The organism is Frankia sp. CoBUL1 (assembly GCF_978021245.1).
In genome coordinates, this window is sequence record NZ_CDXDOS010000105.1 from 1568 (window position 1) to 11528 (window position 9961).

Annotated in this window: 10 protein-coding genes; 3 read left to right on the forward strand and 7 right to left on the reverse strand. The window is 72.1% G+C overall.

Features of this window, described 5'->3' with window-relative positions:
- The 5 genes from AC08OX_RS09815 to AC08OX_RS09835 all read right to left on the reverse strand — a co-directional run.
- Positions 1-422, reverse strand: a 422-nt coding sequence (locus AC08OX_RS09815) for a 3-deoxy-7-phosphoheptulonate synthase (RefSeq protein WP_476607524.1), incomplete at its 3' end; no start/stop codon positions are given.
- Positions 423-633: 211 nt separating this feature from the next.
- Entirely contained in the window at positions 634-1659 is a 1026-nt protein-coding gene (locus AC08OX_RS09820) for a 6-phosphofructokinase (protein ID WP_476607525.1), read from the reverse strand.
- A 127-nt stretch (positions 1660-1786) separates the two neighbouring features.
- A complete protein-coding gene (locus AC08OX_RS09825) occupies positions 1787-2317 on the reverse strand; it encodes a polyadenylate-specific 3'-exoribonuclease AS (RefSeq protein WP_476607526.1) in 531 nt (176 codons plus the stop codon).
- A 4-nt stretch (positions 2318-2321) separates the two neighbouring features.
- A complete protein-coding gene (locus AC08OX_RS09830; protein ID WP_476607527.1) occupies positions 2322-3857 on the reverse strand; it encodes a hypothetical protein in 1536 nt (511 codons plus the stop codon).
- Between the two features lie 32 nt (positions 3858-3889).
- Positions 3890-4771, reverse strand: a complete 882-nt coding sequence (locus AC08OX_RS09835) for a lysophospholipid acyltransferase family protein (RefSeq protein ID WP_476607528.1) — start codon at positions 4769-4771, stop codon at positions 3890-3892.
- 601 nt (positions 4772-5372) lie between these two features.
- On the opposite strand from AC08OX_RS09835, the gene AC08OX_RS09840 reads away from it, so the two are divergent.
- Genes AC08OX_RS09840 through AC08OX_RS09850 form a run of 3 tightly spaced genes read left to right on the forward strand, consistent with a single transcriptional unit; the run spans position 5373 to position 8306 of the window.
- Entirely contained in the window at positions 5373-6170 is a 798-nt protein-coding gene (locus tag AC08OX_RS09840) for an alpha/beta hydrolase (RefSeq protein ID WP_476607529.1), read from the forward strand.
- Positions 6163-7011 (forward strand): hypothetical protein, encoded by an 849-nt coding sequence (locus AC08OX_RS09845; RefSeq protein ID WP_476607530.1) that lies wholly within the window; start codon positions 6163-6165, stop codon positions 7009-7011. Before AC08OX_RS09840 ends, AC08OX_RS09845 begins: the two co-directional genes overlap by 8 nt.
- Before the next feature lie 50 nt (positions 7012-7061).
- Complete coding sequence (locus AC08OX_RS09850; RefSeq protein WP_476607531.1) at positions 7062-8306, forward strand: ornithine cyclodeaminase family domain; 1245 nt, start codon at positions 7062-7064, stop codon at positions 8304-8306.
- A 99-nt stretch (positions 8307-8405) separates the two neighbouring features.
- Here the strand turns inward: AC08OX_RS09850 and AC08OX_RS09855 are convergent, their stop codons facing one another.
- Both AC08OX_RS09855 and AC08OX_RS09860 read right to left on the reverse strand, forming a co-directional pair.
- Positions 8406-9464 (reverse strand): ROK family glucokinase, encoded by a 1059-nt coding sequence (locus AC08OX_RS09855; protein WP_476607532.1) that lies wholly within the window; start codon positions 9462-9464, stop codon positions 8406-8408.
- A partial coding sequence (locus AC08OX_RS09860) for a hypothetical protein (protein WP_476607533.1) occupies positions 9461-9961 on the reverse strand: 501 nt, incomplete at its 5' end. The genes AC08OX_RS09860 and AC08OX_RS09855, both read right to left, overlap by 4 nt.

Sequence of the window (9961 nt, forward strand, 5' to 3'; positions counted from 1 at the left end):
GCGGCGGCCGTGGGCGCGATGTCGTTGACGGCGTCGCCCCGGTAGGAGGGCAGCCCGGTGCTGGCCTCGATGTCCGCGGACCGCGGCTTGGCGTACTGCCCGGCGATGCGGGCGACCTTCACCACCGGCGTGCTCGCGCCATAGGTGAGGACGACCGCCATCTGCAGCAGCGTCTTGACCTTGTCCCGAATCTTGTCGGCGGTGTTCGCCACGAAGGTCTCGGCGCAGTCACCGCCCTGCAACAGGAACGCCTCGCCCCGAGCGACCAGCGCGAGACGGTCGGTCAGGGACCGGATCTCGGGGGCGGTGACCAGCGGGGGGAGGGCTGCGAGCTGGTCATGGGCGGCTCTCAACTCCGCCGGGTCGGGCCAGGACGGCTGCTGCTTGGCCGGAAGGGCCCGCCAGAGATCCAGTACGCTCACCACACCAGGGTACGGCCCAGGTCGAGCTCGAGCGGTCACCGCCGCCCGACATCTTCCCGGAATCGGCGTCTTCCCTTGGACAAGCATCCGCCCGGAAATCGGCACCCGGCCCTGGCTCCCGAATCGGGACCGGATCCTGGACCGAAATCGGATCCTGGAGCGGGATCGGTTCCCGAAGCGGATCCGGCCCCACAGCCCGCCCCTCCCCCGGTCAGCCGAAGAAGATCTCGGCCTCGTGGTAGAGCTCCTCGGGCACCGTCTTGAGCTCGCGGGTCGCATCCTGCAGCGGAATCCGGTCGATGCGGGTGCCGTGCAAGGCGACCATCACCCCGAAGTCGCCTTCGTGCACGGCGTCGACGGCGTGCAGTCCGAAACGCGTCGCGAGCCATCGGTCGAAGGCCGTGGGCGTGCCGCCGCGCTGCAGATGCCCGAGCACCGTCGCGCGCGCGTCACGACCGGTGCGGGCGCGGATCTCGGTCTCCAGGACCGCCCCGATGCCCTGCAGGCGGACGTGCCCGAAGGCATCGACCTCGCCCTCCTTGGCGACCAGGGTACCCGTGATCGGGACGGCACCCTCGGCCGCGACGATGATCGGCGCGTAGTGGGTGGCGAACCGGGCTTCGACGAAGGCGCACACCTTGTCGAAGTCGAACGGCCGCTCCGGGATGAGAATGACGTTGGCTCCCCCCGCCATGCCGCTGTGCAGAGCGATCCACCCGGCATGGCGGCCCATGACCTCAACGATCAACACCCGGTGATGGCTTTCCGCGGTGGTGTGCAGCCGGTCGATCGCCTCCGTGGCGATGTTGACCGCGGTGTCGAAACCGAAGGTGTAGTCCGTCGCAGAGAGGTCGTTGTCGATGGTCTTGGGCACTCCGACCACGGGCAGTCCCTCGGCGTGCAGTTGGGCGGCCACCCCCAGGGTGTCCTCCCCGCCGATCGCGATGAGCGCGTCCACCTCGGCAGCGGCGAGGTGCTCGCGCACCAGCGCCGGCCCGTCCACGGCGGCGTAGGGATTGGTGCGGCTGGAGCCGAGGATCGTGCCGCCACGCGGGAGGATCCCCCGCACGGCCGCGATGTCCAAGGGGACCGTCTCGCCGGTCAGCGGCCCTCGCCAGCCGTCCCGGTACCCGACAAAGCCGTGGCCGTAGACGCTCTCTCCCTTGCGCACGACGGCCCGGATCACCGCGTTGAGTCCCGGGCAGTCGCCGCCGCCGGTCAGTACGCCGATCCTCATCCCGAGTCCTCCCGTCGACCGTACACCGCTTTCTCCGGCGGCAGCGTAGCGGGAGAGTCACACTTCAGGACAACAGCGCGGTCACGTGGCGTGGCGATGACGAGGCCGCCACGGCCACGTCATCGACTCATCGGGATGGGTTCGACCCGGCGGCGACCTGGGCGCGCAGCGGGGCGAGAACCCGCCACCGGGCGAGGTTGTGCAAGGCGTCGGCGAGCGCATCGTGGGCGTTGGGCGGCGGTGCGGGAAGAACCGGCCGGCCCACTTCCTCCCACAGCTGACGCAGGTCCCGGGTGAAGCGGGGCAGCTGGGCGGGCAGGGCGGTCATCGTGCCGAAGAGCTGGCAGAGCACCACGTGGTCGTAGGCCCCGTACCAGGCCCACAGCTCGGGGGCACCGCCCGCGGTCAACAGCGCGGCGATCTCGTCGCGGATTCGGGCCCGCGGCTTCCACGCCTCGTCCGATGGCGACGGCAGCTGGTCGAGGACGTTGCGACGGACCCAGGGCACGGCCCACGACGGGTCGAACTCGGTCGACACGGCATAGTACCGCTGTGTGCCGTCCTCACTGACGATTCCGACGCTGACCAGATCGAGCCAGTGATGACCGGTGTCGGTGCGTTCGATGAACTCGGTGTCGTAAAAGAAGCGGGTTCCCACCGGCTCAGTCTCCTCCGGCCGAGGTGTCCGCCATGGTCGGCCGCTCGGCCACGGACCACCCCGGGCCGGGGCCCGAGCGCCGGCGCCACGGGCGCAGCAAGGCCCCGAGCAGCAGCGCCGCCAAGGCGGCACCGACCAACGGCAGCAGCCACAGCAGCGGCCCGGAGTACTCCTCCGTGGCGTCATCCCCGGACGCCGCCACCCGCGGAGGACCGTCCGGTCCCGGCGACCGCCCTCCCGCCGGGACGATCGCCGGCGTCGCGCGGCAGCCTGCCGAACCCGCGACGGACGGCGGAGTCACCGCGGGACCGGTCGCCGGGGAGACCCGGACCTCGACCCGGGCGGCGCCGGGATCACTGACGAGGCAGAGCAGACCCGCCCCGGGCGCGGACGTCACCCGCGCCCCGGTGACCTGCACCTGATAGCCCGTCGGATAGGACCAGGCCGGCACGCTGATCGCGGTCGCCGTGCCGGCAGCGAGGGGCGGCCCGGCCGACGGCGCGGTCCGGTAGGCCACCGTCAGCACCCGCGACGCGTCGAAGCGCAACACCTCCGGTACCCCGGCGATGGCCACGGGGTAGGGGCGGACGATGTCCGCGGGCGGGGCGGGCGCCCGGCGTTCGGCGCCGCCGCTCCCGACGGGCGCGGCGGTGCCCACCGTGCCCCCGGTCGGGCTCGGGACGTCGTAGAACCAGCTCAGGCCGAACGCGTCGGCGGAGGCGACGAGACCGCGGACACTGACCGCCGACCCGTCCTTCCAGCCGACCAGGTATCCGGCCGGATCATTGACCGCCACCGTCGATGCGGCGTCGAACGGGGCAGGCCGCTCCCGCCACAGCAGGTGCGCGCCGTCATGCGCGGCCACCGCCGCAACGAGACCCGCACCGCCGCCACCACCATCGGGCACCTCGTAGCCGAGCAGGCCCGGCACATCGCGGAACCGCGTCGCCAACCGTTCGAGCCCCGCGGCGAGGCCGGCGACGGAGGGCACGTAGCCCACCGAGGCGGGCACGATCCGCAGCGTGACCCGCAACCCGCGGTCGGTGAACATGCGGGTGAGGGCAGCGGCCTGGTCGAGTCCGGGGTCGGCGGGCGTGGTCGCCGCGCCGGCACCGTCGAGGACCGGCCCACCGGAGGTCGCCGGGAAGCGGCCGCCGCTGGCCATCGGGACCGCCAGGCGCACCCCGGTAAATCCGAAGCCGACCCAGGTGTCGATGTCCCCGGCGGTGGGCGTCACCCCGGCCGGCACCGTGATTCCGTGCAGGACGACCACCCGGCGATCACTGTCCGTGAGATACGTTCCCGAGCGACCGATCGTATCGGCCGGGGCGGCGCCCACGGACGGTCCAGCGGGTCCAGCAGGTGCGGCGGGGGAACCGGCCGCCGAGGCCCCGGGTACCGGGCCCGTTCCCGCGAGGCAGCCGACGATCAGGCCGAGCGCGACCAGAAGTGGACGCCGTCCCGGGAATCGCCGGGGATGTTCGAAGCCGCCGCGACGCCGACCGATCGCCGTCCAGCCAGGAACGCTGTCACCACACACCGGACCATCCTGCCGTGCCCACCGCAAACGGGTCAGACCGCCCGGTCGATCCGGTCTTTGGTGGCACGTGGGTTCGCCGGCGCCGTGACCGGCAGCCCGAGCTGATCCGGAGACCGAGCCGGCGTCGCCGCCCCAGAGGAACCCGGCGCTGTGCCGGTGGACGCCGGGGAGACCGATGCCGTGCCGGTAGACGCCACGGCCGCCCCGGCAGCCGCCTGTGCCCGGGCAGCCGCGAGCTCCTCCTTGGCCCGCTTCGCGTACAGGTCCACGTACTCCTGGCCGGACAGGGCCATCAGCTCGTACATGATCTCGTCGGTGACCGAGCGCAGGACGAAGCGATCATCTGCCATGGCCGCGTAGCGGCTGAAGTCGAGCGGGCGGCCGATGCGGATGCCGACCCGACGGATCTTCGGCACCAGCTGGCCCGGCGGCTGAACCTCGAAAGTCCCGATCATCGCCACGGGGATGACCGGGACCCCGGCCTCCAGCGCCAAGCGCGCGACACCGACCTTGCCGCGGTAGAGCCGGCCGTCCGGGGATCGGGTGCCCTCCGGATAGATCCCGAGCAGGCGGCCCTGGCGGAGCACCCGGACCCCCGAGCGCAACGCGCCCTCGCTCGCCTTGCCGCCGCTGCGATCGATCGGGATCTGGCCGACGCCGCTGAAGAACACCCGCTTGAACCACCCCTTGACGCCCGCCTCGGTGAAGTAGTCGCTCTTCGCCAGGTAGGTGACACGGCGGGGGACGACCAGCGACAGGAAGAGGTGGTCCAGGAAGGAGAGATGGTTGCCGGCGAGGATCGCGGGCCCCTCCAGGGGGATGTTCTCCGCCCCCTCGACCCAGGGACGCCAGAACAGGCGCAGGGCAGGTGTCAGGAATACCTTGACCACCCAGTAGAACAAGACAGCTCCCACCTGGTCACCGCCGCACGACGACGGCCCGCCGGGGGCGCCCGTGGCCAGTCGCCCGTCTTCATCCGCCGACGCCGATCACACCTGGCCCGAACCTCCCACGAACCGACCGGTCGGTCGGGCACCGGGGCGCACGCCGCCGGTCCACGACCCGCGGCCTCGCCGGGGTCCGCCACGGAGACCCCGACGATCCTTGCGACCCCACCGCGCCGGGGCGCCCAGGGCCGGGTCGCAAGGATGATGGGCTTGCTCGAGCCTAAGGAGAGGTCATCACGACGTCCACCGAACGGGGTCTACCCCGCTCGGCGTGTCATTCTCCGGTGCCGGCCAGGAAACCTGACGGCGGGCCCCCAACCCCCCGCGGACCGCGCCTCGATCCCGATGTCCCGCGCGCGTAACCACCCATCACCGATATCATCAGGCGGAGACTTTCCGTCCGGCGGCTTCCGTCCGGCGATGTTGCCCGGCGAGTGAGACACGCACGACCGTGGCCTCAGCCCGCGGACCGTGCGAGCATGCGTTTACCGGCGTTTTCCCTCCGCGCGTCGCCGGACCCGCATCGCGGCATACGGGCGGGCGCGCGAGGCACGAAGGGCGGATCACGATGGCGGGTGTCACCGGTGCGGCCGTCCTCCCGGGCGCGGAACCGTTCGAGTTCGAGGGTGGGTCGGTCGGCGTGCTGCTGGTCCACGGGTTCACCGGCTCCCCGGGCAGCATGCGGCCCTGGGGCGAGTACCTCTCCGCAGTCGGACTGACAGTCTCGTGCCCGCTGCTGCCCGGCCATGGCACCCGCTGGCAGGACATGGTGCCCACTACCTGGCCGGACTGGTATGCCACGGCGGAGACCGCGTTCCTGCGGCTGCGGACCACCTGCGAGCAGGTCTTCGTCATGGGGCTGTCGATGGGCGGGACCCTGGCCCTGCGGCTGGCCGAGCAGCACGGCGGGGACCTCGCCGGCCTCGTCACGGTGAATCCCAGCCTCACCACCGACCGGTGGCACGCGGCGTTCGCCCCGCTGCTGAGCCGGGTGATCCCCGCCGTGCCTGGTGTGGCTGGCGACGTGAAGGCCGAGGGCGTGCCCGAGATCGGTTACGACCGGGTACCCTTGCGCCCGTTCGCGTCGCTGCGCCAACTGTGGGCGGTGACCCGGCCGGAGCTCGGTCGGATCGTCTGTCCGGTCCTCACCTACCGCAGCGTCGTCGACCATGTGGTGGAAGCCAGCTCCGGCGCGATTCTGCTGGCCGGGCTGCGCGCCCCGGCCGAAGAACGACTGCTGGAGAACAGTTACCACGTCGCGACGCTCGACAACGACCGAGAAACGATCTTCGAAGGAAGTCTGGAATTCGTCCGGCGGCACGCGCCACGCGCGCTCGTGCCCGACGCGCCCTGCGGCGATGACTGAGCGGTCACCGGGTTCAGGACCCGGCGAGCACCGGCCCTCGCCGACGGACGGCGCCGCGCCCGAGGGGGCTCCCCTCGGCGGGCCGGGCGGCGCCCCCGCCGGTGGCGGTGGCACCTCCGCGAACCGCGAGGAGCCGACCAGCGGCGGATCCACGCCCGGTGCCGCGCCCACGGCCGGCCGGGGTGGCGGCGGTCTCGACGGCGACAGCGACGGATCCGCGACAACCGCGGGGGGCAACGCACCGCGGCCCTCCCCGCGCTCCCAGAAAGCCGACGACGCCGCGTTCTTCGAACTCATCGCGCGCTTCGACGAGGAGCCCGAATCCCACCGGTGGCCGGCTGCGGAGGATCTGGACGACACCCGCCGCCCCACTGTGATCATCCTACGTCCGCCGTTCGAGCCGGCTGCTCCGCCCGTGTCGGAGGACCGGACCGAACCCGGGCTCGACCAGTTGCCGTTCCCGTCCACGGGCGGTGAGGGCGGCCGACGGGGACGCGGCGGCACCGAGGACCTCGTCGTCGACTTCGGCGATCTGTCGGGTTCCGGCCAGCTCCCGGAGGGTCTGGACGACCCGGATCTGGACCCGGACGGTGAGCACTACGAACCGCCACCCCCGCCACCGCTGCCACGGATCAGGCCCGTGACACGCTGGGCGCTCGGTTCGATCGCCCTCGGTGTGATGTTCCTCGTCGTTCCGGACCTGATCGACTTCAACCAGTCCCGGACCCAGAACGTCGCCGGGGTTCTGCTGATCCTCGGCGGGGTCGGCACGCTGGTCGCGCGGATGGGAGACCGTCCGCCCACGGACTTCGACGGCCCCGACGACGGCGCGGTGGTCTGAGCGCGGCGTGGCAGCCGTCGTACCGGCACCGAGATGGAAGGGCGTGGGGCGTGCAATATCACGAAAAGGTCGAAGTCCACGGACATCTCATGGATACGGGCGTGCTGGCCCGGGTTCTCGATGACGTGCTGGACTATGGCGGTGACTATCGGGTCGTTCGTATCGACCTGGGGCGCAGCCACGATGACGAGTCCCACGCGGTCATCACGGTGGGGGCCGACTCACCGAGTCAGCTCATGCGCATTCTGATGCGGATCCAGGTCCACGGCGTGAACAAGATCGAGTCTGGCACGGCCCGGTGCGAGCCGGCCGACCGCGACGGCGTCTTCCCCCCGGACTTCTACTCCACCACCAATCTGGAGACCGTCGTCCACCTCGACGGCCAGTGGGTGCCGGTGGAGCATCCCGAGATGGACTGCGGCCTGGTCGTCTCGCACGGCCGGGTGCGAACGGTACCGGTCACCGACGTGCGCGCGGGAGACATGATCGTGTGCGGCGTGGACGGGGTGAAGGTCGTCCTGCCGGTCACCGCCCATTCCAGCCGGATCTACGAGGAGTACGAATCCCTGGCCGCCCCGCTGCCGAGCTCCACCCAGCCGCAGGCGGTCCTGGTCCGGGCGATCGCCCGCCAGATCCGCGAGGTGAAGGCCGAGGGCTCGCAGGTGCTCTGGGTGGCAGGTCAGACGGTGGTGAGCACCGGAGCCGGGCCGGCGCTGGTCGCCCTCGTCGGGGCTGGCTATGTCGACGTGCTGTTCGCCGGCAACGCGCTGGCGACACTCGACGTGGAGGCTGCCCTCTACGGATCGCCGCTGGGGCTCGGGCCGCTGCGTAGCGGCCGGGTGCAGCGCGGCAGCGAGCAGCACATCCGCGCGGTCAACACGATCCGCCGGGAGGGATCCATCCGGGCCGCCGTGGAGTCCGGCGTGCTCACCCAGGGGATCATGCACGCGATGGTCAAGGCCAACAAGACCTTCGTGCTCGTCGGATCGGTCCGCGACGAAGGCCCGCTGCCCGACGTCCACACCGACGTCCTGGCAGGCCAGCGGGCGATGCGCGCCGCGCTACGGGGGGTGGCGTTCGCCCTCATGATCGCCAGCGCCCAGCACTCCGTGGCCACCGGCAACATCCTGCCGGCCTCGGTCCCGGTGGCCTGCGTGGACGTCAACCCCTCGACGGTGCACGCCCTCATCGAACGCACCAGCGCGCACGCGGTCGGCGTCGTCGCCGACACCGGGCTGTTCCTCGAGGAGCTCGCCGCCGAACTGGTACCCGACTACCGGGCCTCCCCCGCGTAGCGGCTTCGCCGCTACGCGGGACCCCTGTCGCAGGGCGCCGTACGGGGTCTCCGCCGAATCGCCTTCGGCGACCCTCCTGGGATCGCCGTGGGGGTCGGGTCAGAACCGGGCGAGGTCGGCCGCGCCTACGAGGCCCGCTTGGGATCCGAGCTCAGCGATGACGATGTCCGGCTCGGAACGGTAATCCCGCCCGGGCATAGCGGCCAGGAGGCTCTGCCGGGCCGGGCCGAGCAGCAGCTCGCCGGCGTCGGAGACGCCGCCGCCGATGACGAAGCGGTTCGGGTCGAGCGCGGCGACCAGCGTCGCCATGCCCTCCCCGAGCCAGTGGCCGATCTCGGTGAAGCACCTGATCGCCGCCGGGTCCCCCTTGCGCGCCGCCTCGGTGACGTCCGGGCCGGTCAGCGCGTCGACGCCACCGCCGCAATGCTCCAGCATGGGCACGGCCGCACTCGGATCCACGGTGGCGATGTTCTTCGCCAGCCGGACCAGCGCTCGCCCGCTCGCATACTGTTCCCAACACCCTCTGTTACCACAACCGCACGGATACCCGTCGGGTACCACCCGCATGTGGCCCATCTCGGCGCCGATACCGGACGCGCCCCGGTAGAGCTCACCGCCCAGGACGATGCCGCTGCCGATGCCGGTTCCCACCGTCAGGCAGACGAGGTCACGCCGGCCACGGCCGGCCCCGAAACGGTACTCCGCCCAGGCCATCGCGTTGGCGTCGTTCTCCACGACGACGGGCAGGCCGATGCGCCCCCCGACCTCGTCGCGCAGGGGTTCGTCGCGCCAGGCGAGGTTCGGTGCGAACAGGACGCGGGACCGGTCCGAGTCGACCCACCCGGCCGCGCCGATGCCGACCGCGCGCACGGCGTGGTCGGCACTGAGCTCCGCGACGACGCTGGCGATGGTGTCCGCGACCTCGGCTGCCGAATGGCCCGGGGTGGGCCGACGCAGGGAAGTGATGATCGTCCCCGCACCGTCCACGACGCCGGCGGCGACCTTCGTCCCGCCAACGTCGATGCCGATCGTCAGGCCCTCCATCCGGTTCTCCGCCGGCAACGGGCCGAGGACCGCGCCGGCACGCTCGGCGCGCGGAACCGTCAAGCTGCCCGGAATATCCAGGTTCTTCGAACTATCGGGAGTAGCGATGCTCACGTGATATCGATCCTCTGCACGCGGGGTCTAAGCGCGGTGGCTGGTTGGGTGCCGGTGGTGTCCCCCGGCCATGGATGATCCCCGGATGCGGGGCGCGCCGTCTCGCGCCGTCGCGGCGTGGCGGGCCCGGGAGCGCCCTCCCCACCGGCACCGAGGGCGGCGCGGAACGCCGCGGTCAGGGATCCGGCCGCCGCGAGGAGATGGCCAACCACCTCGGGGCGGTCGCCAGCGAGGCTCGACAGGAGCCGGCACAGCGGGCACACGGCGCAGGGCCAGGTGTGATCCGCGGGTCCCGGCGCCGGATCCGCGTGGGGATCGGGCATCGCCGGCGCATCGTCGGCAGCGGAGCCCGCCGCCGACGATGCGCCGGGACCGGGGGGCCCGGCGGGACCGGGGGACAGATGCGAGGCGGCCCAGTCCCGCAGGGCGTCAGCGAGCAGGGCGGCTTCGACCACGAGCGACCCGCGGCCGGGCAACGCGGACGGGTCGGGGGGAGG